Source organism: Patiriisocius hiemis, assembly GCF_031846325.1.
GTDB lineage: Bacteria > Bacteroidota > Bacteroidia > Flavobacteriales > Flavobacteriaceae > Patiriisocius_A > Patiriisocius_A hiemis.
The window spans coordinates 362,522-385,504 of record NZ_JAVRHZ010000002.1 but is presented as its reverse complement, the minus strand read 5'-3'; the positions used below and the strand labels follow the sequence as shown (position 1 = coordinate 385,504).

The following is a 22,983-nucleotide window of genomic DNA, read 5'->3' as shown; positions in this document are numbered from 1 at the left end:
TAGCATAATTTATTTTATACTAACAAACTAAAAAACTACCTAGAACTTAAAGCTAACTCCCGTATAAACCCCTAAATAATAAGGCCTAAAACTAACAGACGAATCTGTGTAAGGATTTAGCTGGTATTTGAACATAGGCTCAATATTAAACTTAAACTTTCTACTTATTTTGTAATCAAAGCCAATACCTACATTAGTTGAAAAACTAACCGACGACAAATTATTTGCCTCGCCTAGGGTTTCAGAGAAATTTGCGGCTTGTGCTGTAATGTCATTATTTCCTAAAAAGAGGGTGCTAAGACCACCAATTAGATTAACACCAAACTTTTTATTAAGCACGGCATACTTTAATTCTAGAGGGACTTCGTAATAGGATATATTTTGTACTAATTCAACATCACCAGAAGTTGATTTTGGAGTAATACCTCCAAAAGGGTCACCAGAACTTACGTCCATTAAGGTGCCATTATCAAAAGCGGTAAGCACTACTTGGCGCCCACCATAATCAACAGATCTTAATGCTTGTGAGACTGGGCCTGTGCCCAATTCAATTCCGCCTGTTGCATAGCTTAGATCTACATTACTCACTCCAGAGCGAACACTTAACCTATCTGTAATATTGTAGCTTACTTGTACTCCGTAACTAAAATTAACATCACCACTTTGAGCGTTATCTGCAAAGGAAGGGTCTATTGAAGAACCTTCTCCAAGACTATTATAGTAAACAGGCGCAAAATTAGGGGTTACATCCCATCTATTGTCTGGTGTTCTATCTACTTTTGCAACTGCTTCTTCGGTTTTGCTCTCTTCAATAGCATCGTAAATAGACTTTTTATTTTTGGAAGCTTCAGTTTTATTAGAAACATCATTAGTTTCTTTTTCTGAAGATGTTTCTTCAATGGCCACGGCAACCTTTTCAGTATCTACTGTTTTGTTGGTGTCTATTGTATTTAATTTGTCGTTACTAGTTTTTGAAATATTTTTTTCTTCCTTTTCCTTTTCTTTTTCTGAAAGTTTTTCAGAAGTGGAAGTGGCTACTACAGTTTCTTTTACACTTTCAATAGTATTATCCTTAAAACGTGGCTTCTTTTCTACGGAAGTTTTTTCTGTACCCTTAATAGTGTTCCTCTTTTTTATTTCCTCAACGGCAATAGCATCGTTAGATGTAGATGTTTTGTTGAAAACATCATTATTTGAATTAGCCTTAGTGTTATTATCTGAAGCGTTAGTTGTTTTTTCTAAAGTTTCAGTTTTATTTTCATCTTCAGAGGCTATTACCGTATTTTCTGAGGAAGTAATGGTATTATTAGAATTCTTTGTATTGGTTTTTTCTTTTGTGTTTTCAGTAACAATTTCAGTAGTCTTACTGTCGTCAAAAACACGAGAACCTATAGTAAAAAGCAAAGCGAGAAGTGCTGCTACACCAGCAACTTTCCACCAAAGCGGAATAACTTTACGATCTTCTTTTTCTGCTTTCATCTTTGCTTGGATATTGTTCCAAACATCAGCAGAAGGAGTTGCCTCAAAACTTGAGAGCTTTTCCTTAAAAAGTTCGTCTATGTTCTTTTTGTTTTTCATCTTTAGTTCCTGCGAAAGCAGGAATCTCATTATTATATTTTCTAACTTCCCTAAAAACGGGAATCTTATTTATTTGCCTCTTTATAGGCTTCTACTTTTGTTTTTAATATTCCTCTGGCTCTAGCTAGGTTAGATTTAGACGTTCCGTCACTAATTCCTAACATAGTTCCAATCTCTTTGTGTTGGTATCCGTCAAGTACATACATAGAAAAAACCAGTCTGTATCTATCAGGTAATTCTTGGACAATTTTCAATAAATAATCCAACGGAATATTTATATCGTCTATCTCAACTTCGGCTTCATCTGCAATTTGCTCTTCGTTTTCAATATCAAAAACACGTTGCTTTCTATATTTTTGAAGTACAGTATTTACCGTAATTCTTTTTATCCAACCTTCAAATGAACCTTTGTCTTTAAACTGCTCTATTTTATTAAAAATAGTAATGAACGCATCTTGTAAACTGTCTTCTGCTTCTACATAATTAGGCGAATACCGTAGGCATATAGAGAACAATATGTTTGAGTATCGCTTATATAATTCTCCTTGCGCCTTAGCATCTTGCTTCTTACATTGTATGATGAGCTCGTCTAAAGTCAATCGTGTAGTTTCCTAATTAATTTCTTGTAATACTTTAAGCAATAAGCATTTAATTGAGGATTCTACACCCAATAGATGCGATTGCCTAAAGATGGTTGCGTAGTACTGAAAAAAATAAAACTTAAGCGTTTATAGTGGCTATGGCGTCTTTAATTTTTGTTTCAAGTTCTTCCATCAATTCTGGGTTGTCAAGCAGTAGTGTTTTAACAGCTTCCCTACCTTGTCCAAGCTTAGTGTCGTCATAACTAAACCAAGAACCACTTTTCTTAACAATTTCAAAAGCAACCCCTAAATCAATAATTTCACCTACTTTAGAGACCCCTTCCCCATACATGATGTCAAATTCTGCTGTTTTGAAAGGCGGTGCTACCTTATTCTTAACTACTTTAACACGGGTTTTATTTCCTTGTACTTCGCTATTGGTGTCTTTAATTTGAGTAGAACGCCTTATGTCTAAGCGTACAGAAGCATAAAACTTTAAAGCATTACCACCAGTTGTAGTTTCTGGGTTACCAAACATAACCCCTATTTTTTCACGTAACTGATTAATAAATATTACGGTACAATTTGTCTTGCTTATAGACCCCGTAAGTTTACGCAATGCTTGTGACATTAACCGTGCGTGAAGTCCCATTTTACTATCCCCCATTTCTCCTTCAATTTCACTTTTAGGAGTTAAGGCAGCAACAGAGTCTATTACTATAATATCTATAGCACCACTACGAATTAGATTATCTGCAATTTCTAATGCTTGCTCACCATTATCAGGTTGCGAGATAATAAGGTTTTCTACATCTATGCCTAGTTTTTCGGCATAGTATCTATCAAAGGCATGCTCTGCATCTATAAATGCAGCAATTCCTCCTTTTTTTTGAGCCTCTGCAATTGCGTGGAGTGTTAATGTTGTTTTACCAGAAGATTCAGGGCCATAAATTTCAATCACTCTACCCCTAGGATAACCACCTACACCTAAGGCTACATCTAGCCCTAAAGAGCCGGTAGGAATAACATCTACTTCTACAATAGCAGCATCTCCCATCTTCATTACAGTACCTTTACCATAGGTTTTGTCTAGTTTGTCAAGTGTTAATTTTAATGCTTTTAATTTTGCGTCTTTTTCGTTGCTCATGCGTTCCTGTATTATTAATTTCTCCCGATACTTCGGAAGTGCTAAGGTAGTATTTCTTTGCTTGAAGCACAATATGATACTACTTGTAATTGGAATTTTTGTTAACAGTAAAATTAATTTACTTTTGCACTTTAATTAATTCACCCTTTTCACTAAAAACGAAGTATAGCATGCAACTGTACAACACCTTAAGTGCAAAAGAGAGAGCTGCTTTATTGGAGCAAGCTGGCGAAGACCGTCTTACTCTCTCTTTTTATCAGTATGCCAAAATTGGCAATCCACAATTATTTAGAAATCACCTGTTTATAGCTTGGGACGAATTAGACGTTCTAGGCAGAATTTATGTAGCTCACGAGGGTATAAATGCACAACTTTCGGTGCCTGCTCGAAATTTTGAAGCTTTCAAATCGTTTATAGATGGGATTTATTTTCTAGAAAATGTACGCTTAAATATTGCCATTGAACATGATTTAAAGTCTTTTTTGAAACTAAAAGTAAAAGTGCGACATAAAATAGTTGCAGATGGCTTAAATGACGAAACTTTTGATGTTAGAAACAAAGGAGTTCATGTAGATGCGCAAAAATTCAATGAACTTATTGAGGATCCTGATACAGTACTTGTAGATATGCGTAATCATTATGAGAGTGAAATAGGTCATTTTAAAAATGCGGTTACTCCAGATGTTGATACCTTTCGCGATTCGTTAGATATTATTGAAGAAAATCTCAAAGATCACAAAGAAGATAAAAAGTTGGTCATGTATTGTACAGGAGGAATTCGCTGTGAAAAAGCAAGTGCATATTACAAGCATAAAGGATTTAAAAATGTATTTCAGCTAGAAGGTGGTATTATAGAATACACAAGGCAGGTACAACAAAAAGGACTTGAGAATAAGTTTATTGGCAAAAACTTTGTTTTTGATCATCGTAGAGGAGAGCGAATTAGTGAGGATGTTATTGCTAATTGCCACCAATGTGGAAAGCCTTGTGACACACATGTTAATTGTGAAAACGAAGCATGTCACTTACTGTTTATCCAATGTGAAGAGTGTGCAAAAGCAATGGATAATTGCTGTTCTACGGAGTGTCAAGAAATCATAAAATTGCCATATGAAGAACAAAAGGCATTACGTAAAGGAATCCCGAACAGTAATAAAATTTTTAAGAAAGGACGTTCAGAGAAATTAAAATTTAAAAAGTAATTTTTCAATAAGACTCATTAAAATAAAATCTTAATTCGAAAACTTACAATCTAAAATCTAAATAAGTATCTTTACTCTTAGAAATTACGTTTAATCTTCGACTCTTGTAAAAGAGCAATATATATAATACTATGGGCTGTACGAGTTGTGCTACAGGCGCAGATGGACAGCCAAAGGGATGCAAGAACAATGGTACTTGTGGTTCTGATGGTTGTAATAAATTAACTGTTTTTGATTGGCTTTCAAACATGTCACTTCCTGGAGATATGAAACCCTTTGATGGGGTTGAGGTCCGTTTCAAAAATGGAAGAAAAGACTTTTTTAAAGTACCTGAAGAACTATCTTTAAGTATAAGTGATACAGTTGCTACAGAAGCTTCACCAGGTCATGATATTGGGATAGTTACCCTTACAGGAGAATTGGTGCGTGTACAAATGAAGAAAAAGAAAGTTACACCAGACACAAATACCCTTCCTAAAATTTATCGTAAAGCCACTCAAAAAGATATTGATATCTGGCAAAAAGCTCGAGATAGAGAAGCAGATGTACAAAAACGCTCTCGTGAAATCGCCATTAGACTAGGGCTTAAAATGAAGATTAGTGATATAGAGTTTCAAGGAGATGCTTCAAAAGCAATTTTTTACTATACAGCCGAAGAACGCGTTGACTTTAGAGAATTAATTAAAGAATTTGCGAGAACCTTTAATACTCGTATCGAGATGAAACAAGTAGGGTTTCGTCAAGAAGCTGCACGATTAGGAGGTATTGGCTCCTGTGGAAGAGAACTATGCTGCTCTACTTGGTTAACAGATTTTAGATCAGTAAGTACCTCTGCAGCGCGGTATCAGCAATTATCGCTAAACCCTCAAAAGCTAGCTGGACAATGCGGAAAGTTAAAATGTTGTCTTAATTATGAATTAGATACCTATCTAGAAGCATTAAAAGATTTCCCAAAGACAGATGTAAAATTACAAACCGAAAAAGGTGTAGCTGTTTGTCAAAAAATAGACATTTTTAAAGGACTTCTTTGGTACTCTTATGTTAAAGAAGGAATGAATTGGCATCAATTAAAGGCAGAAAAAGTCAATGAAATTATTGCACTTAATAAAAAAGGGAAAAAGGTAGCAAGTATTGAAGAATATATTGAAGATGTTGTAACTCCTTCAGAAAAAGAGCTTTTTAGTAATGTAGTGGGGCAAGATAGCCTAACAAGATTTGATCAGCCCAAACGCTCCAAAGGAAAACGAAGAAACAAAAAAAGAAAGAATTCTAATAACACACGCAACCGAAATAGAAACCAAAAAAAGAATGCATAAAACCCTCATATCTTTAAGTGTTTTCTTGGGGCTTTTATCTTGCAGTTCCCCCACGATAGAGAGTGAATCTTGGAGTCTTCCAGGTGTTTGGGATAAAAAAGAGCAAATTGCTTTCAAAATTAAAAACGTAGATACTTTATCACCTTATAATGTGTTTATTAACATTAGAAATACCAATGATTATAAATACAACAATTTGTTTTTAATTACAGCTTTAGAACATCCTAATGGAAAAGTAATTACAGATACGTTAGAATATAGAATGGCAAATCCAGATGGAAGTTGGTTAGGCACAGGTATTGGAAGTGTGAAAGAAAATAAGCTATGGTACAAAGAAAAGTTAAACTTTAGTGAAAGTGGGACTTACACCTTATATATAGACCATGCCGTACGCAATAACGGAGAAGTTGATGGCGTTAGCAAATTAGAAGGAATTACAGACGTAGGTTACAGTATTGAAGCAATTACAAAAGAATAATAATGGCAAAAAAACAAACAAAAAAGAAAGAACCTGCAGGTGTTGGAAAACACATTAGAACCTTTTGGAAACTCTTCGCAGGCTTTATTGGATTAATTATCCTAGTCTTTTTATTGGCCTCTTGGGGAGCTTTTGGAAGCCTGCCAGATGAAACAAGCCTTGAAAACCCAGAAAAAAACTTAGCTACAGAAATTATAGCTGTAGATGGTAAAGTAATTGGAAAGTTTTATAAAGAAAATAGAACACCAGTATTTTATGAAGAACTCCCAGACCACTTAGTAAAAGCTCTTATTGCTACAGAAGATGCCAGATTTTATGACCACGCAGGGATTGATGCAAAAGGAACCGTGAGAGCGGCAGTTTTCCTAGGTTCAAGAGGAGGAGCGAGTACTATTTCGCAACAATTAGCTAAACTATTTTTTACAGAACAAGTTTCAAGAAATAAATTGCAACGTGGTATCCAGAAAATTAAAGAATGGGTAATTGCCACTCGCTTAGAGCGCCGCTATACAAAAGAAGAAATTATAGCAATGTACTTTAATGAGTACGATTTTTTAAATCAAGCTGTAGGAATAGAGTCTGCTGCCAATATATACTTTGACAAGCCGCCAAGAGACCTTAACACGGTAGAGTCTGCAATGTTAGTTGGAATGTTTAAAAATTCATCCTTATACAACCCTATCCGTAATCCTGAAGGAGTTAAAAACCGAAGAAATGTAGTGCTCTCTCAGATGGAAAAGTATGATTACATTACAGAGAAAGTAAAAGACTCATTACAAGCACTTCCTCTTAATTTAAAATACACCCCCCAAGGACATGTTGAAGGTTTGGCCACTTATTTTAGAGAATATGCGCGTGCTTTTATGGCAGATTGGGTAAAAGAAAACCCTAAAAGCAATGGAGACTCTTGGGATATTTATAGTGACGGTCTAAAGGTGTACACAACTATAGACTCTAGAATGCAACAATACGCAGAAGAAGCTGTAGATTCTCATATAGCAAATCTTCAAAAAGAATTTACGGCTCAAAATGAGAAAAACAAAACAGCACCTTTTAGAGATATTTCTGAAGAAGAAATCAATGGAATTATGCGAAGCGCCATGAAGCGAAGTGACCGTTGGAGAATCTTAGAAGACCAAGGAAAAAGTGAAAAAGAAATTATTGAAAGTTTCAAGAAAAAAACAAAAATGAGCATTTTTTCATGGGGTGGAGATATAGATACCACTATGACCCCTATGGACTCTATTCGCTATTATAAATCATTTTTAAGGGCTTCTATGATGTCTATGACACCACAAACAGGTGAAGTAAGAGCATGGGTAGGAGGCATTAACTACAAACACTTTAAATACGATATGGTAAAAACGGGTAAGCGTCAAATAGGTTCTACTTTTAAGCCATTTGTATATGCAACGGCAATAGACCAGATGCATATGTCACCATGTGATACATTACCTAATACACCATATACTATTCCAGAAGGTAAGTATGGCTTATTAAAACCATGGACACCTAAAAACTCAAGCGGTGGTGGCGGTGGAATGCTTACACTTAAAGCTGCACTAGCACAGTCTATTAATACGGTAACAGCACGACTTATTGACCGTGTAGGGCCAAGACCCGTGATAGAATTGGTAGATAAAATGGGAGTTGAGTCTAAAGATATTCCAGAAGCTCCATCTATTGCGTTAGGAACTCCAGATGTTACTTTGTTTGAAATGGTTGGAGCATACAGTGTCTTTGCAAACGAGGGGGTATACGTAAAACCTACTTTAATCTCAAGGATAGAAGATAAAAATGGAACTATACTTTATCAAAATGTGCCTGAGACAAAAGATGTAATTAATAAAGAATCTGCCTATGTTACAGTAAGCCTAATGGAAGGTGTAACACAATCAGGGTCTGGAAGTAGATTACGTCATACATGGAGAGGTGGGGATCCAGTTTATAAAAAAATAATTACAGATTACCCATACGGTTTTAAAAACCCAATAGCGGGTAAAACAGGTACTACACAAAATAATAGTGACGGCTGGTTTATGGGTATGGTACCCAATCTAGTAACGGGTGTTTGGGTAGGAGGAGAAGATAGAGCCACACGTTTTAGCAGAACAGCATATGGTCAAGGAGCGAGTATGGCATTGCCTATTTGGGCAATCTATATGAAAAAATGCTACGCGAATGAAGAGCTTGATGTTTCTGACGGGAGATTTTCTAGACCATCTAATTTGTCAATAGAAACAGACTGTAGTAAGTGGCGTGAAGAAAACACAGATACAGATGACGATGATACAGATGAGTTTGATTTTTAATTAAATTAATTGTTCTGAAAAAGTGGCCAACTTGATAGTTTCTTTTCAAATGTAAAAATGAAAAGTTATAGAAAATAGTAAATGCTTCAGAGTTATTTCTGAAGCATTTTTTGTATTTTTAAGTATTGTTTTTCAGCTGAAAAATGATAGAATTTAAGATTTTCAGAAAACAAAAAATTCATGATAAATAAAACAGTTACAGATGTTCAAACAGCTTGTGAAGGCGTCAAAGATGGGATGACTTTTATGTTGGGGGGGTTTGGCTTAAGTGGTATTCCAGAAAATGCAATTGCCGAGTTGGTGCGTAGAAATGTAAAAAATGTTACTTGCATTTCAAATAATGCAGGTGTAGATGATTTTGGTTTGGGTTTATTACTTCAGAAACATCAAATAAAAAAAATGATTTCTTCGTATGTAGGTGAGAATGCAGAATTTGAAAGACAAATGCTTAGCGGTGAGTTGGAAGTAGAGTTAATTCCTCAAGGAACATTAGCACAGCGCTGTCGTGCTGCTCAAAGTGGGATACCAGCCTTTTACACACCAGCGGGTTATGGTACTGAAGTAGCAGAAGGAAAAGAAGCAAGAGATTTTAATGGAAAAATGCATATTCTAGAGCATGCTTTTAAAGCAGATTTTGCTTTTGTAAAAGCTTGGAAAGGAGATGAAGCGGGGAATCTAATTTTTAAAGGCACAGCTCGTAACTTTAACCCTAATATGTGTGGTGCCGCTACCATAACAGTTGCTGAGGTAGAAGAGCTATTGCCTGCTGGCTCACTAGACCCAAACGATATTCACATCCCTGGCATATTTGTACAACGAATTTTTAAAGGAGTGAAGTACGAAAAAAGAATAGAACAACTTACGGTAAGAAAGAGATAATATGAGTTTAGGAAAAGAACAAATAGCACAACGTATTGCTAAAGAAGTAAAAGACGGATACTATGTAAACTTAGGTATTGGTATCCCAACCTTAGTAGCAAATTTTGTGAGAGATGACATAGAAGTTGATTTTCAAAGTGAAAATGGAATTTTAGGAATGGGACCTTTTCCTTATGAGGGAGAGGAAGATCCAGATTTAATTAATGCAGGTAAACAAACCATCACTGCCCTACCAGGTGCCTCTTTTTTTGATAGCGCGACAAGCTTTTCAATGATACGAGGACAGCATGTGGACTTAACAATACTAGGCGCTATGGAAGTAGCCCAAAATGGAGATATTGCTAACTGGAAAATACCTGGAAAAATGGTTAAAGGAATGGGGGGTGCTATGGATCTTGTAGCTTCTGCAGAAAATATTATAGTAGCAATGATGCATACCAATAGGGCAGGAGCATCAAAACTACTTAAACAATGCTCCTTACCATTAACAGGAGTAAACTGTGTTAAGAAAATAGTGACTAACCTTGCGGTATTAGAAATTGAGAATAATACGTTTAAATTGTTAGAAAGAGCACCTGGAGTTTCAGTAGAAACTATTAAGGAAGCCACAGAAGGAGACTTAATAGTTGAGGGTAATATCCCAGAAATGAAATTTTAATACATTATAAACACCTAAAAACCCGATGTTTACGCATCGGGTTTTTTATTTATAAAAAGTAAGATTTTTCTTTAATAAATTCTATTTATGTTAAATTAAGTTGCTTTTAAACGAAAATATGTGTTTTTAATCGATTTATATTTAAAAGTATTCCCATATTAGCAATCCCAAACAATATGAATTTAACCTACTCATGAAAAAGATTACAAATCATTTTAAAAGTGTTTTAGAATTAGTTAATAATGTTTTGTTTTTATTTAAAAAAGTGTTTTTGTTACTGTAATTTTTTTCAGAGTATTACCCCCGAATCTTAAAAAAAGATTCATACAAAAGTCCCGTTCTTTGTGAGGTTAGAACGGGACTATTTTTTATAACCCTTTAGGTATAGCATCTATTAACTTCTTTGTATAAGCTGTTTGAGGGTTTGCATAAATTTCATCGGCATCGCCTAGTTCTTCTATCTTTCCTTGGTTCATGACCAATAACTGGTCAGACATATATTTTACTACAGCCAAATCATGAGAAATAAATATATAGGTAAAGCCGAAGTCCTCTTTTAATTCATTTAATAAATTTAAAACCTGTGCTTGTACAGAAATATCTAAGGCAGAAACAGACTCATCACAAATAACAAGTTTAGGTTCCATTATAATAGTGCGACCAATACCCACACGTTGTCTCTGTCCTCCGGAGAGCTCATGTGGGTATCTATAAAAGTAACTCTCATCAAGCCCTACACGCTCTAAAAGCTCTAGTACTTTAGTTTTCTTTGCTTTATTTGTCCCACCAATATTGTGAACTTTCATAGGCTCTAATAATGCTTGCCCTAATAACATTCTGGGATGGAGTGAAGAGTATGGGTCTTGAAAAATTAACTGGATTTCTTTTCGTAATCTTCTAGTAGACTGCTTAGATAATTGAGTAATTTCTTTGCCTCTATATTTTATACTTCCCTTAGTTGCTTTGTCCAACTGTAAGATAGCTTTGCCAAGTGTAGATTTACCACAACCAGACTCTCCCACTAGGCCTACTGTTTCACCTTCATAAACCTTAAAACTAACATCATTTACTGCCTTAAAAGCTTTTTTAGGCTTAAACAGCCCAGCATTGGAGTAATACTCTTTTTCTAGATTATGTACCTCCAGAAGTGGTGATTTAGTGTAAATAGATTTGTGTTTTAGTGCCCGCTGTTGTTGCGTAATTTCTGAAGATGTAAAGCTTTTTGAAACAATTGAAGCAATAGTAGGAAGTTTTTTAAGCCTTTTATCTAGTGAAGGCCTAGAAGCCAATAATGCTTTTGTGTACTCATGTTTAGGAAGCTTAAAGATTTGATAGACACTACCTTGTTCTACAATTTCTCCTTGATACATCACAACCACATTATCTGCAATTTCTGAGACCAAACTAAGATCGTGAGAGATAAAAATAAGACTCATTTTAGTCTCTCTTTGTATTTCTTTGAGTAATTGAAGTATTTCTTTTTGAACAGTTACATCAAGTGCTGTAGTAGGCTCATCTGCAATTAATAACTTTGGCTTACATGAAATTGCCATAGCAATCATAACCCGCTGCATTTGTCCACCACTTATTTGATGTGGATATTTTCCATATAATTCTCTAGGTCTAGGCAGCTTTACTTTTTCAAAAAGAGCTAGTGTTTCTTTTTTGGCTTCAGATATTGAAAGGTTAGTATGGTGTAAAAGCATTTCAGTAACTTGATAACCACAGGTTAACGAAGGGTTTAGAGCACTCATAGGCTCTTGAAATATCATTGCAATTTCATTACCTCGGTACTTTCTTAGTTCTTTTTCGGACTTTGAAAGAAGGTCGCTATCATCAAACAAAATTTCACCTTCAACTTTTGATGTTTTTTTAGGCAATAATCCCATAATTGCCATTGAGGTAACAGATTTTCCTGAACCGGACTCCCCAACAATTCCCAAAATTTCATTCTCATTAATTGTAAAACTTACACCCTTAACAACTGGTGTTATGTTTTTTCTTTTTCCGAAAGAAACATGGAGGTTAGAAACTTCAATAATTGGCTTTTGCTTCATTACCATCAAAGATATGATTTAAAATATTGAAATAATAGAGCAATTTATTTAGTAGGAAAAGTAATGTTAATAATTTGTTAGTGTAGTTCATCGAATAAAATTTGAATTTTGCATTATTTCTATTACATTCCGAATAATTTTGAAAATAAGTCAAAAAAATATTGAAATCTATAAATATTTAATAACAAAAGGTGGATTTAAGTGATATATTAAAAAATCATGTATCATGACTATAACACCCTCAATTTTAATTTTTTACAAACAAACCTAAACTATGATTCATTTACAATTTTTCTAAAGTTACCCCTTAACTACTTGATCTTTTACCTTGCTTCTAACTTTTAGAAGCATTGAAGCTATTACAAACACTAATCAAAATTATTAAAAATGAAAAAATTTTATTTTTTTGGGCTTATCATTTGTTTGATAGGACAACTAGGATACTCTCAAAACGTAGAGGGAACCTTACAAGAGTATTTTAATGTTCTTAAAGGAGAGTCTCATTTTAAACAGGTAGATTTAGCACAATGGGAAATTACAGATATTGTGCCTTCTTTAAATCCAAATGTACAACACGTTTATGTACAACAACTTCATAATAACATCCCTATACAGTTTGCTACTTATAAGTTTACTATAAATAGTGGTAAAATAACTTACAAAGTAGATCAATTTGTGGTAGATATTCCATCTCGTTCTCCAGTAACAGGAGGCTCGCTATCTCCACAAGATGCGATATATAAAACTGTGCAAAACCATGGATTATCAAGACCATCATTATCCAATGGAACAAGAACTTCAGATGGATTTTACACTTATGAGGATGCTTCTTTTTCTTCAGAACCAATTAAAGTAAAGCAATACTATCAACTTCATGAAGGACAATTAAAGCTTGTTTGGAATGTAAGCTTGTACCAAAAAAATGGTCAACATTGGTGGAGTGAAAACATAGACGCAACAACTGGCGCAGTATTGCGTACAGAGGATTGGGTATTAACTTGTAACTGGGGAGATAACCACGACACACACGAACATAGCAATAATGAAACAGCTCTTTTTTATACTGTAGAAGAAGCACCTGCAACTTTTGTTGCAGGAGAAAGCTACAATGTGTATCCAATGCCTTTAGAAAGCCCCTTAGACGGAGGTCGTTCTATTGTAAATGACCCTCAAGACTTAAATGCTTCGCCTTTTGGCTGGCATGACACAAATGGTGCTAACGGAGCAGAATATACTATTACTCGAGGTAATAATGTATGGGCAATGGAAGATGCAAACGGTAATAACGGAATTGGGTATTCACCTAATGGAGGTTCTGGATTAGATTTTAATTATCCAGTTAACTTTAACAATCAGCCTAGTACTTACAGAGACGCAGCAATCACAAATTTATTTTACTGGAATAACATTATGCATGATGTATGGTACCAGTATGGTTTTGATGAGGCATCTGGAAACTTCCAAGAAAATAACTATGGAAACGGCGGTGCAGGAAGCGATAGTGTAAATGCAGATGCACAAGATGGTAGTGGAACAAACAATGCAAACTTTGGTACACCTCCAGATGGTTCTAATCCAAGGATGCAAATGTTTTTATGGACTACTACAAACCCACAAACTGATGGGGATTTTGACAACGGAATTATTGCTCATGAGTATGGGCATGGTATTTCTACACGTCTTGTTGGAGGGCCAAGCACCAATGCACTTGGAGGTTCTGAGCAAATGGGAGAAGGATGGAGTGACTGGTTTGGTTTAATGCTTACTATGAAACCTGGTGATGCTCCTACAGATGCAAGAGGAATAGGAAACTTTGCTCTTGGAGAAGACACAAATGGTGGCGGAATTAGACCAACACCGTACTCTACAGATACATCTATTAACGGAACAACATATGGAGACATTAACGGTCTTGCTATACCACATGGTGTGGGATATGCTTGGGCAACTATCCTTTGGGATATGACTTGGGCCTTAGTTGCACAGGAAGGCTTTGATACAGATTTTTACAATGGAACTGGAGGAAATAACATTGCAATGGCACTTGTTATTGAAGGACTTAAAAATACTGCAAACAATCCAGGCTTTGTATCTGGACGTGACGGAATTTTACAGGCAGATCAAGATTTGTATGGTGGACAGTATAATTGTATAATTTGGGATGTTTTTGCTGCTCGTGGAGTAGGACTAAATGCAAATGAGAATACTAATGGAGGAACTAATACAAATAGTGACCAGACTACTTCTTTTGTAAGCGGATGTCAAGGACCTCCAACACCAGAAGCGTGTTCTGGAACAGTTTCAAATTACCCTTATGATGAAAGTTTTGAAAGCTCATTAGGTGATTGGTCACAATCTACGCAAGATGATATAGATTGGACACGTGATGCTAGTGGAACTCCATCTAGCAATACAGGACCTGCTTCTGCAATAGACGGAACAACATATGTGTATGTTGAAGCCTCTGGAAATGGGACAGGATACCCTAATAAGAGAGCGATTTTAAATTCTCCTTGTTTTGATTTAAGCGGAGAAAATGATGCTACTTTTAACTTTAGCTACCACATGTTTGGAGCCGCAGATATGGGAAGTATCGATCTTGAAGTTAGTACAGATGATGGAACAACTTGGACAAGTATTTGGAATCAAACTGGAAATCAAGGAAACCAATGGAACAACGAAAGTATTGACCTAGGTTCATATGCTGGAGAAAGTAATTTCCGTATGCGTTTTAATAGAGTAACAGGAAGTACTTGGCAAGCAGATATTGCACTTGATGCTTTTGAGCTTGAGGGTGGAAATACTGCAGATACGCAAGCACCTACTGTACCTGATAACTTGACATCGTCTAATGTTACTGAAACAACAGTTGATCTAAGTTGGAACGCTTCAAGTGATAACGTAGCAGTTACAGGATACGAAGTTTTCTTAGATGGGTCTAGTATAGGCACGACAGCTAATACATCGGCAAATGTTACTGGTTTAAGTTCTGGAACAACGTATGCATTTCAAGTAAGAGCATTTGATGCTGCTGGAAATAATTCAGCATTTAGTAATACTGAAAATGTAACAACACAATCTCCTGGTGGAGGTGGTGGATGTACCAATGGAGTTGATATAAGCTATTCAGAAAGTTTTGAAAGCTCAATTGGTTTATGGACTCAAGATAGTGGAGATGATATTAATTGGACTAGAGATGCTAGTGGAACACCATCTAACAATACAGGACCTTCTAGTGGATCTGCAGGATCATGGTATATTTATGTTGAAGCTTCTGGAAATGGAACAGGATATCCTAACAAACAGGCAATTATTAATTCGCCTTGTATTGATTTAAGTGGAGAAAGTGAAGCTAACTTTAACTTTGACTACCACATGTTTGGAGCAAGTGATATGGGAAGTATTTCACTTGAAGCAAGTGATGACGATGGGGCTACATGGACATCTATATGGAGCCAAACTGGGAACCAAGGAAACCAATGGAATGCTCAGTCTGTATCTTTAAATGCATATGTAGGCGGAAGTGTACAGTTGCGTTTTAACAGAATTACAGGAAGCACTTGGCAAGCAGATATTGCAATAGATAATATTTCACTTTCTGCTGGAGGGACTGCTCCAACTGGGTATTGTACATCGAACAGTAATAATACTAATGATGAGTATATTCAGAGAGTTCAAATGGGTAGTATAAATAACGCGACAGGAGCTTCTTCTGGTGGATATGGTGACTTTACAAACTTATCTACGGTATTAAGCGGTAATAATTCAATTACAATTACACCATTGTGGACAGGTACAGTTTACCCAGAAGCATACGCTGTATTTGTAGATTGGAATCGCGATGGTGACTTTACAGATGCTAATGAATTGGCATACTCTAGAGCTGCTACAACAGCAACACCAATTACAGGATCGTTTAGTATTCCATCTGGAGCCTCTGCTGGACCAACAAGAATGAGAGTTTCTATGAAATATAACGGAATTCCAACAGCTTGTGAGACCTTTACTTATGGTGAAGTAGAAGACTATACTGTAATTATTCCTACTTCTTTTGGAGGGGATGAAGATAGCGGTATTACTAATAACAATTCTAACATCTCTGGATTTAGCTTATATCCAAATCCAGTAAATAGAGGCGTTGTTAATATTAGTGTTCTTGAAGCCGAGCCTATAGATTATGTTATCTTTAATATGATTGGACAAAAAATTCAATCAGGTTCTTTTACAAACAAAGTTGATGTTGCTGCTTTAAGAAGTGGTATGTACATTATTGAAGTAAATGCCGAAGGAGGTAAGAAATTTGTAGAACGATTTATCGTAGAATAGTATTCCTTTTTAACTTAGGTATTAATTTTTGAGTTAAGTATTTTAAAAACCCGTTCTTTTGTTAGAGCGGGTTTTTTTAAATTGAAAGAACTTCATCTTCTTTAAGTAGTGCTTCATTGCGAAGCTTTAAGAAAATTTGAGCCACAGTAATTGTATCTTTTTCACAATAGGTTATAATCCTATCCATATCTTTTTCATTGTAGAATACGTCTCTTACTTGACTACCGTCAATATCATCTTTTGGGGAAGGAATTCCCAAAACATGTGCCATTAACTTTAGCGTTGTGAAGGTTTTATAGTCACCAAACTTCCATAGTTCTAGCGTATCTAGGTGAGGAACTTCCCAAGGTTTTTTACCAAATAAGTTTAATTTAAAGGGTAGTGAAATGCCATGAATAATCATTCTTCTTGCTATGTAAGGGAAGTCAAACTCTTTTCCGTTGTGGGCACATAATAAATGATGTGGTCTATTAAAATGGGTTTCGAGCAGCATTTTAAACTCTTTTAAAAGAGTTATTTCTTCTCCATGAAAACTAGTAATCCTAAATTTTCTAATAGCTCCTTTCATAACAAAATGCCCTACTGAAATACAGATAATTTTTCCAAATTCGGCCCAAATACCCGCCCTGTCATAAAACGCTTCAGGAGTAAACTCATCTTTACGTTGGTATTGTGTCTTCTGCTCCCAGAGTGATTTTGCAGTATCACTCAACTCGTTATAATCCTCAAATTGAGGTACTGTTTCTATATCCAAGAACAAGATATGTTCAGGATTTATTTTTGTAAGCATTGTATTTTAGTGTTGCGGGGAGTTGGGTTAAATATAAAAAAATTGTTGAACTTAGTACTTTAACCAGTAACCATAGCACCTAACATTTTTTTAAATTGCTCTTTTTTATTTAAATGAGGAAACTCATTTGTAGGAATGGGTTTTCCTAGAAAGCTGCATAGAGGTCCCCACCCTTGAGAAACTTCATATACTAACAATTTTTCTTTAGGAAGAAAGTTTATAACTTCTTGTATATGGTTTTCAAAAGCTTTAATTGTATTTTCTTTATTTAAAAAATCATCATTAAGTTCTTTTTTGAAGTATACTTCTCTAAGAAATCTAATACAAGCTATTTTGTTTTTTAAATTTTCATTGCTTGCAAGTTCAGATTCATCTTTTATCCCTTCAAGCAATTTATCAGGTGTAACTTGCCATATTGTTTTAAAGGTGCTTTCATACCAAGCATTCACATCTCTCTTTGTTAAAATAATTTTTGCATCAGGAAACTCTTTCAGTAATTTTTTATAGTATGGATAACCTGGGAAATCTACACTAGCTTGGAAGCCATCAAATAGACTTTTATAGTCTGTAGCACCGTTTTTTTCAAGTTCATTCCAATACTTTACCTGTTCAGGATTTGCAAACAAATCTTTAAAATGATACGTTTTAGAATAGCCTAATATTTCTAGAGCCATTTTAAGAGTTGTTGTACCCGTTCTTGGAAAGCCTGCACCTATTATTTTTAAAGACATATTTTAATGAGATTTTTAAGCTATTTTTGATTTTTAATAAAAGCTTATAGATGTTAAACATAAAAAAAATGATTAAAATAGTAAGTCTTAAATACAAGTATTTATTTGTTATTGTATTTCTAGGGGTATTTGGAGGTTGTAATAAATCTAGTTTTAGTTATGATATAGTACCTTTATTAAACCCTAATGGCAATACTCCATTAACAGCAGAGTTGTCAATTACTTCAAATAAAAATTGTAGCGCATCTATACGTGTTTTAGGAACTTCTATTTATGAAGAGAAGTTTGATTCCTTAGGAAAAAAATTAAAAATCCCAGTTTTAGGTCTTTATCCTAATACAACAAACAAAGTTGAGGTTACTTTATCTCATAAAGATGGAGAAACGATTGATACTATCGCCATTAAAACTGAAGCTTTGCCAAATTATTTACCATCCATAACAATTAATAAGATTAATAGAGAATTAATGGAGCCTGGATGGCATTTGTGTGATATCCATTATGCAAAAAACGGAGTTTCTGTTTCTAGACCAATGATTTTTGATGATGAAGGCGAAATAAGGTGGTTGTTAGATTTAAGCTCATATAATGAAATTGTTTGGCCAATTCAAAGAGTTAAAAATGGCAATTTAATGTTTGGTAGCAAGATGAATATTTATGAGTATGATATGTTGGGCAATAAAAAGAAAACAATACCTATTAATACTAATTACTGGCTTCATCATGAACTTATTGAACTTCCTGACGGTAACTTACTTTTAGCAGTTAAGAAAAGAGATAGCTATGTAATTATTGATGGAGAAAGAATGTTGTCTAACAATGATTTTATAATTGTTATAAACCCTGAAACATATGAGGTGATTAAAGAATGGGACGTTGCAAAACATCTTGATGTAAATAGGCAAGATTTAAATAGAAAAACAAAAGGTAATTGGATTCATATTAATGGGCTTGCCTATGATGAAAGTGATAAATCCATTATTGTATCCGGCAGAAATCAAGGAATATGTAAAATTAGTTGGGACGATGAACTAAAATGGATTTTATCGCCTCAAAAAAACTGGGGAAAATCTGGAAGAGAAGGAAATGGTATTGACACAAATGAATTCTTGTTAACAGCGATAGATAAAGACGGAAAACCATTCGGTAAAGAAGTTCAAGAAGGGAATGTAAGCCATGGAAACTTTGATTTTCCTTGGGGTCAACATGCTCCAGAAGTATTACCAAATGGTAATATATTGCTTTTTGATAATGGGTATCTAAGAAACTTTAACAAAGAAATTAGTTATTCAAGAGCTGTAGAATATGATATAGATGAAGAAAATATGCAAGTAAAGCAAGTATGGGAATATGGCAAGGATAAAGGGAGTGAATATGCAGCTTTGTTAATAAGCGAAGCTGACCGTTTGTTAAAAACAAACAATAGGTTAATTACTTTTGGTTATGTTTTACCTGGAAAAGGAAAGATTATTGAAACTACTTATCCAAAAGGAGAAGAAGTTTTTGAGGCAACTTTAAATTATAAAACCTTAGATGGTAATAAGACCTTTAATTGGGGGCAATTAGATATGTTATACAGGTCAGAACGATTTAAACTGGAAAATTAATTTTTGAGCATACTATACGTTTCCTCCACATAAGTATAAAAATCACTTGGAAAAGTACGCCCATTTCTATTACCTCTTTTATGCCCTAAACGCACAATAATTAGATTATCTTCTGGAATGGAAATTACATATTGCCCTAAAATCCCTCGCATGACAAAAATCTTTTTATCAAGATGATTACTTAACCAAAAGCCATAACCATATTCTGGGCTTTCTTTAAAACGAGGCGCAATTGAGGTAGCTACAAAACTTGAATCTAATAATTGTTCTCCATTCCAATTACCATAATTAGAATATAATTTTCCAAAACGAGCAACATCTTTTGCATTACTAGCAATACAGCAATAGCCTTTTACTAATCTATTATGCTCATCATCTACTTGCCAGAGTGCTTCTTGTTCAAAACCCATAGGTTGGGTAAAACTTTCAGACAAATAGGTTTCAAGTTGTTTTCCGGTCGCTTTTTCTATTAAAATAGCCAGTAATTGTGTATTTCCGCTTAGGTATTTAAAGTAAACACCTGGTTTTTCAACTACTTTTTGCGACAGAATCGTTTCGGCTAAATCATCATCATAATAGGCTCTAGCTGTAATGCTAAAAGGGCTTTTGTAAGACTCTTCCCAATCTAACCCTGAAGCCATGGATGATAAATCTCCTACAGTAGTCTCAGCGTCTTTATATTGTGGAAAGAAATCACCAATGGGCTGGTCTAAACCTTTAATAAATCCGTCTTTTATAGCTTTTCCTAAAAGTGCTGAGGTTACGCTTTTTGCCATGGAGAAGGAGTTAGTCTGAGAAGTTTCATTGTACCCTTCTGCATAGTTTTCATACCAAATACTGTCATTTTTTATAATAATAAGGGCTACTGTTCCTAGGTTGTCATTAATTTTTTGAAGCTCTGGAGTTGCAGATATGGTGTTGTAATCTTTGTGTTTCTCCCAAGGTTGTGGATTGTTACTTGGTGGAATTATTTCATTTTCAAAATAGACATGGTCGTCTATAAAAGCAGTTGTATGCCCAGTCATATAGACTACCCGCACTCCTTTAAGGATATAATCGTAATCTGTTATTTTTAAAACGATTACGATTAGGGTTACTAACGCAATAACCCAATAGAAGAAACGATAAAGCTTTTTCATACTTTAAAATAAACTTTGTTGTTTTACAGGACTTTCGTGCTCCAAAAGCCATTTTTTACGATGTAAACCTCCAGCATAGCCAGTTAATGAACCATCACTACCTATTACTCTATGGCAAGGAATAATTACTGCTATTGGGTTTTTACCATTAGCAGAAGCAGCAGCTCGTATTACTTTTGGGTCTCCAAGTTGGTTTGCCATCTCTTGGTAGCTAGCTGTTTTTCCAAAGGGGATTTTTTCTAATTTTTCCCATACTTTTTTCTGAAAATAGGTTCCTTTGGGTGCTAATGGAATGCTAAACGTTTTTCTAGTTCCCTCAAAGTATTCTTTTAATTGAGCGATTGCTGTTTGTATTTCTTCAACTTGCATGCTGTTAGCAACCTCAGTAAAAACATCATCTTCATTAAAATGAGCAAAACAGAGTTTTTTTTCTTCAGTAAAGCCTAATTGAAGTATTCCAATAGGTGTATCTAAATAACCTGTATAATAATGTTCACTACTCATTTTCTTTTTTAGCCTCTTCTTCTTTAAGCTGAATTCCCATTCGCTTTGCTCTGCGTTCCCAATTTTTTCGAGCAGCAATTTGCATGTCTTCTATTGTGTCACTTTCATCCATAATTTCAAGGCCTAAAAGTGTTTCAATAATATCTTCCATGGTAACAATACCAATTGTGTTTCCAAACTCATCTACTACCAACGAAATATGTGTACGTTGTTTAATAAAAATATCAAACAAATCTGGGATAGGAGTATCACTTTGTATTACATGAATGTCTCTCTTTATGTCAGCTAGTGTTTTGTCTCCATGCTCCTCTACAATTTCTTCAAGGATATCATCTTTAAGCACTACTCCTGTAATGTCATGCGATTTTTCTTTATATACCGGAATACGTGAAAATCTAAGATTTTTATGGCTTTCGTGAAATGTAGATAGGCTTACAGTTTCGTCTTCTGTAACCACTACAGGAAAGGGTGTCATTACGTCTTTTGCTTGAACCGATTTGAAGATTAAAAGGTTTTTAATTACCGCACTTTCGTTTTCTTCAAAAACACCTTCTTGCTCAGCAGCATCTGTAATTGCTAAAAATTCTTCTCGACTCATAGTGCTTACATGCGCAGATTTGCCAATTAGTTTTGTAGTACGTGTAAGTAACCATAAAATACCAGTATATTTTAGAGGAAAAATAATAACGTTTAGAAAAATAGCAGTAAAGTTTCCAAGCTTTTTCCAATACGTAGCACCAATTGTTTTAGGTATAATTTCTGAAACAATTAAAATAAGCAAGGTCATAATTGCCGAAACAACCCCGACAATATTAAAACCAAGTATTTCAACCTTATAAGGTAATTTTTCTGCCTCTACACCAACTAAAATAGCCCCTACCGTATGTGCAATTGTGTTTACTGTTAAGATGGCTATAAGAGGTTCGTCAATATTCTTTTTAAGATTTGCTAAGGTTTGAGCATAGCTTTTATTCTCTTGAGTTTTCATTTTTATAAATGTGGGCGTAAAACTAAGTAGCGCTGCTTCTAGAATAGAGCATAAAAATGAAAAGAAAATAGATAATATCGCGTAAACGATTAAAAGTGTCATTCAATAATTTTTTTTAAAGTTAAAATTTTAAGACTGAAACTCCTCTTAAAATCTCTATAATTTACCAACCAATGTATCTTGGTGGAGTTATTTCTTTTAAGTTAAGATAAACAATAAGTTGTCCTCTGTGATGGGTTACGTGGTCTTGTAATAAATTGAGTATTTGTAGTTTTGTTTTAGGTCCAGCAAAAAAGTCTACAGTTTCAGTAAGTGCCACGCTATCAGCAGCCTCTATTGCTTTAGTAACCAAGTTAAAACTATTTTCTAAAGCTGCAATAACCTCTTGCTTACTTTCTTTTTCAAATTCTTCTTTTTTTTCTGCTGAAAAGTAAGTGGTACCTAACCAATCCATATTTCCTTTTATATGTACTAGCTGCTCTTTAAAGCTCATTTGTCTTTCAGAAGGTTTAAAATTGTAAAACTCCTCTGGCATTGCCTCTGCAATACCAATTAGATAATTTTTGGAATTCTCCCACTTCTCTAAAAATGCTTTTTTTGGGGTAGTAGCTGTGGAAGGTTCTTGTGCATAAATAGATAACATGCATAATCCTGCACATAGGAACGTAAAGAATGGTTTCATTTTAAAAA

18 protein-coding genes are annotated in these 22,983 nt (G+C 34.7%); 8 read left to right on the top strand and 10 right to left on the bottom strand.

Annotation, left to right across the window (positions count from 1 at the left end; genetic code table 11):
• Positions 1–39: 39 nt before the first annotated feature.
• From RM538_RS05890 to recA, 3 genes are all read right to left on the bottom strand, one after another.
• A complete protein-coding gene (locus RM538_RS05890; RefSeq protein WP_311332476.1) occupies positions 40–1,578 on the bottom strand; it encodes an outer membrane beta-barrel protein in 1,539 nt (512 codons plus the stop codon).
• 65 nt (positions 1,579–1,643) lie between these two features.
• The gene (locus RM538_RS05885) at positions 1,644–2,177 is read right to left on the bottom strand and encodes an RNA polymerase sigma factor (RefSeq protein ID WP_311332475.1); all 534 of its coding nucleotides are present in this window, start codon (positions 2,175–2,177) and stop codon (positions 1,644–1,646) included.
• A gap of 121 nt (positions 2,178–2,298) precedes the next feature.
• The gene (gene recA / locus RM538_RS05880) at positions 2,299–3,306 is read right to left on the bottom strand and encodes a recombinase RecA (RefSeq protein ID WP_311332474.1); all 1,008 of its coding nucleotides are present in this window, start codon (positions 3,304–3,306) and stop codon (positions 2,299–2,301) included.
• A 170-nt stretch (positions 3,307–3,476) separates the two neighbouring features.
• Between recA and trhO the strand changes: the two genes are divergently transcribed.
• The 6 genes from trhO (at position 3,477) to RM538_RS05850 (ending at position 10,151) form a co-directional block, all read left to right on the top strand.
• Positions 3,477–4,508: an oxygen-dependent tRNA uridine(34) hydroxylase TrhO gene (trhO, locus tag RM538_RS05875; RefSeq protein ID WP_311332473.1), complete on the top strand. Its 1,032-nt coding sequence runs from the start codon at positions 3,477–3,479 to the stop codon at positions 4,506–4,508.
• A gap of 131 nt (positions 4,509–4,639) precedes the next feature.
• Positions 4,640–5,824, top strand: coding sequence for a PSP1 domain-containing protein (locus RM538_RS05870; protein ID WP_311332472.1), 1,185 nt, complete (start codon positions 4,640–4,642; stop codon positions 5,822–5,824).
• Positions 5,817–6,302 carry a gliding motility lipoprotein GldH gene (locus RM538_RS05865; RefSeq protein ID WP_311332471.1) on the top strand — a complete coding sequence of 162 codons (486 nt, stop codon included), beginning with the start codon at positions 5,817–5,819 and terminating at the stop codon, positions 6,300–6,302. The genes RM538_RS05870 and RM538_RS05865 overlap by 8 nt, the downstream gene beginning before the upstream one ends.
• 2 nt (positions 6,303–6,304) lie before the next feature.
• On the top strand, positions 6,305–8,614 hold the full coding sequence (locus RM538_RS05860) for a penicillin-binding protein 1A (protein ID WP_311332470.1): 2,310 nt from the start codon (positions 6,305–6,307) through the stop codon (positions 8,612–8,614).
• A 180-nt stretch (positions 8,615–8,794) separates the two neighbouring features.
• On the top strand, positions 8,795–9,493 hold the full coding sequence (locus RM538_RS05855) for a CoA transferase subunit A (protein ID WP_311332469.1): 699 nt from the start codon (positions 8,795–8,797) through the stop codon (positions 9,491–9,493).
• Position 9,494: 1 nt separating this feature from the next.
• Positions 9,495–10,151: a CoA transferase subunit B gene (locus RM538_RS05850; protein ID WP_311332468.1), complete on the top strand. Its 657-nt coding sequence runs from the start codon at positions 9,495–9,497 to the stop codon at positions 10,149–10,151.
• Between the two features lie 368 nt (positions 10,152–10,519).
• On the opposite strand, the gene RM538_RS05845 is transcribed toward RM538_RS05850, so the two are convergent.
• Positions 10,520–12,208 carry an ABC transporter ATP-binding protein gene (locus tag RM538_RS05845; protein WP_311332467.1) on the bottom strand — a complete coding sequence of 563 codons (1,689 nt, stop codon included), beginning with the start codon at positions 12,206–12,208 and terminating at the stop codon, positions 10,520–10,522.
• A gap of 387 nt (positions 12,209–12,595) precedes the next feature.
• Here RM538_RS05845 and RM538_RS05840 point away from each other — a divergent pair, with 387 nt between their 5' ends.
• Positions 12,596–16,534 (top strand): M36 family metallopeptidase, encoded by a 3,939-nt coding sequence (locus RM538_RS05840; RefSeq protein WP_311332466.1) that lies wholly within the window; start codon positions 12,596–12,598, stop codon positions 16,532–16,534.
• Positions 16,535–16,610: 76 nt separating this feature from the next.
• Here the strand turns inward: RM538_RS05840 and RM538_RS05835 are convergent, their stop codons facing one another.
• Both RM538_RS05835 and RM538_RS05830 read right to left on the bottom strand, forming a co-directional pair.
• Positions 16,611–17,324, bottom strand: coding sequence for a 3'-5' exonuclease (locus RM538_RS05835; RefSeq protein ID WP_311332465.1), 714 nt, complete (start codon positions 17,322–17,324; stop codon positions 16,611–16,613).
• 59 nt (positions 17,325–17,383) lie between these two features.
• Positions 17,384–18,055 (bottom strand): sulfotransferase family protein, encoded by a 672-nt coding sequence (locus tag RM538_RS05830; protein WP_311332464.1) that lies wholly within the window; start codon positions 18,053–18,055, stop codon positions 17,384–17,386.
• A 68-nt stretch (positions 18,056–18,123) separates the two neighbouring features.
• Here RM538_RS05830 and RM538_RS05825 point away from each other — a divergent pair, with 68 nt between their 5' ends.
• Positions 18,124–19,662 carry an aryl-sulfate sulfotransferase gene (locus RM538_RS05825; protein WP_311332463.1) on the top strand — a complete coding sequence of 513 codons (1,539 nt, stop codon included), beginning with the start codon at positions 18,124–18,126 and terminating at the stop codon, positions 19,660–19,662.
• On the opposite strand, the gene RM538_RS05820 is transcribed toward RM538_RS05825, so the two are convergent.
• From RM538_RS05820 to RM538_RS05805, 4 genes are all read right to left on the bottom strand, one after another.
• On the bottom strand, positions 19,659–20,801 hold the full coding sequence (locus RM538_RS05820; RefSeq protein WP_311332462.1) for a serine hydrolase domain-containing protein: 1,143 nt from the start codon (positions 20,799–20,801) through the stop codon (positions 19,659–19,661). The genes RM538_RS05825 and RM538_RS05820 overlap by 4 nt on opposite strands.
• 3 nt (positions 20,802–20,804) lie before the next feature.
• Positions 20,805–21,305: a methylated-DNA--[protein]-cysteine S-methyltransferase gene (locus RM538_RS05815; protein ID WP_311332461.1), complete on the bottom strand. Its 501-nt coding sequence runs from the start codon at positions 21,303–21,305 to the stop codon at positions 20,805–20,807.
• Positions 21,298–22,395, bottom strand: coding sequence for a CNNM domain-containing protein (locus tag RM538_RS05810; protein WP_311332460.1), 1,098 nt, complete (start codon positions 22,393–22,395; stop codon positions 21,298–21,300). The genes RM538_RS05815 and RM538_RS05810 overlap by 8 nt, the downstream gene beginning before the upstream one ends.
• A 61-nt stretch (positions 22,396–22,456) precedes the next feature.
• Positions 22,457–22,975: a DinB family protein gene (locus RM538_RS05805; protein ID WP_311332459.1), complete on the bottom strand. Its 519-nt coding sequence runs from the start codon at positions 22,973–22,975 to the stop codon at positions 22,457–22,459.
• Positions 22,976–22,983 lie beyond the last annotated feature (8 nt).

Excerpts from the sequence above, each read along its gene's own strand:
- RM538_RS05890 (WP_311332476.1), bottom strand. The coding sequence starts at position 1,578 with ATGAAAAACAAAAAGAACATAGACGAACTTTTTAAGGAAAAGCTCTCA.
- RM538_RS05860 (WP_311332470.1), top strand. The coding sequence starts at position 6,305 with ATGGCAAAAAAACAAACAAAAAAGAAAGAACCTGCAGGTGTTGGAAAA.
- RM538_RS05870 (WP_311332472.1), top strand. The coding sequence starts at position 4,640 with ATGGGCTGTACGAGTTGTGCTACAGGCGCAGATGGACAGCCAAAGGGA.
- RM538_RS05830 (WP_311332464.1), bottom strand. The coding sequence starts at position 18,055 with ATGTCTTTAAAAATAATAGGTGCAGGCTTTCCAAGAACGGGTACAACA.
- RM538_RS05840 (WP_311332466.1), top strand. The coding sequence starts at position 12,596 with ATGAAAAAATTTTATTTTTTTGGGCTTATCATTTGTTTGATAGGACAA.
- RM538_RS05835 (WP_311332465.1), bottom strand. The coding sequence starts at position 17,324 with ATGCTTACAAAAATAAATCCTGAACATATCTTGTTCTTGGATATAGAA.
- RM538_RS05815 (WP_311332461.1), bottom strand. The coding sequence starts at position 21,305 with ATGAGTAGTGAACATTATTATACAGGTTATTTAGATACACCTATTGGA.
- RM538_RS05845 (WP_311332467.1), bottom strand. The coding sequence starts at position 12,208 with ATGAAGCAAAAGCCAATTATTGAAGTTTCTAACCTCCATGTTTCTTTC.
- RM538_RS05805 (WP_311332459.1), bottom strand. The coding sequence starts at position 22,975 with ATGAAACCATTCTTTACGTTCCTATGTGCAGGATTATGCATGTTATCT.
- RM538_RS05865 (WP_311332471.1), top strand. The coding sequence starts at position 5,817 with ATGCATAAAACCCTCATATCTTTAAGTGTTTTCTTGGGGCTTTTATCT.
- RM538_RS05820 (WP_311332462.1), bottom strand. The coding sequence starts at position 20,801 with ATGAAAAAGCTTTATCGTTTCTTCTATTGGGTTATTGCGTTAGTAACC.
- RM538_RS05850 (WP_311332468.1), top strand. The coding sequence starts at position 9,495 with ATGAGTTTAGGAAAAGAACAAATAGCACAACGTATTGCTAAAGAAGTA.
- trhO (WP_311332473.1), top strand. The coding sequence starts at position 3,477 with ATGCAACTGTACAACACCTTAAGTGCAAAAGAGAGAGCTGCTTTATTG.
- RM538_RS05810 (WP_311332460.1), bottom strand. The coding sequence starts at position 22,395 with ATGACACTTTTAATCGTTTACGCGATATTATCTATTTTCTTTTCATTT.
- RM538_RS05825 (WP_311332463.1), top strand. The coding sequence starts at position 18,124 with ATGATTAAAATAGTAAGTCTTAAATACAAGTATTTATTTGTTATTGTA.
- RM538_RS05855 (WP_311332469.1), top strand. The coding sequence starts at position 8,795 with ATGATAAATAAAACAGTTACAGATGTTCAAACAGCTTGTGAAGGCGTC.
- recA (WP_311332474.1), bottom strand. The coding sequence starts at position 3,306 with ATGAGCAACGAAAAAGACGCAAAATTAAAAGCATTAAAATTAACACTT.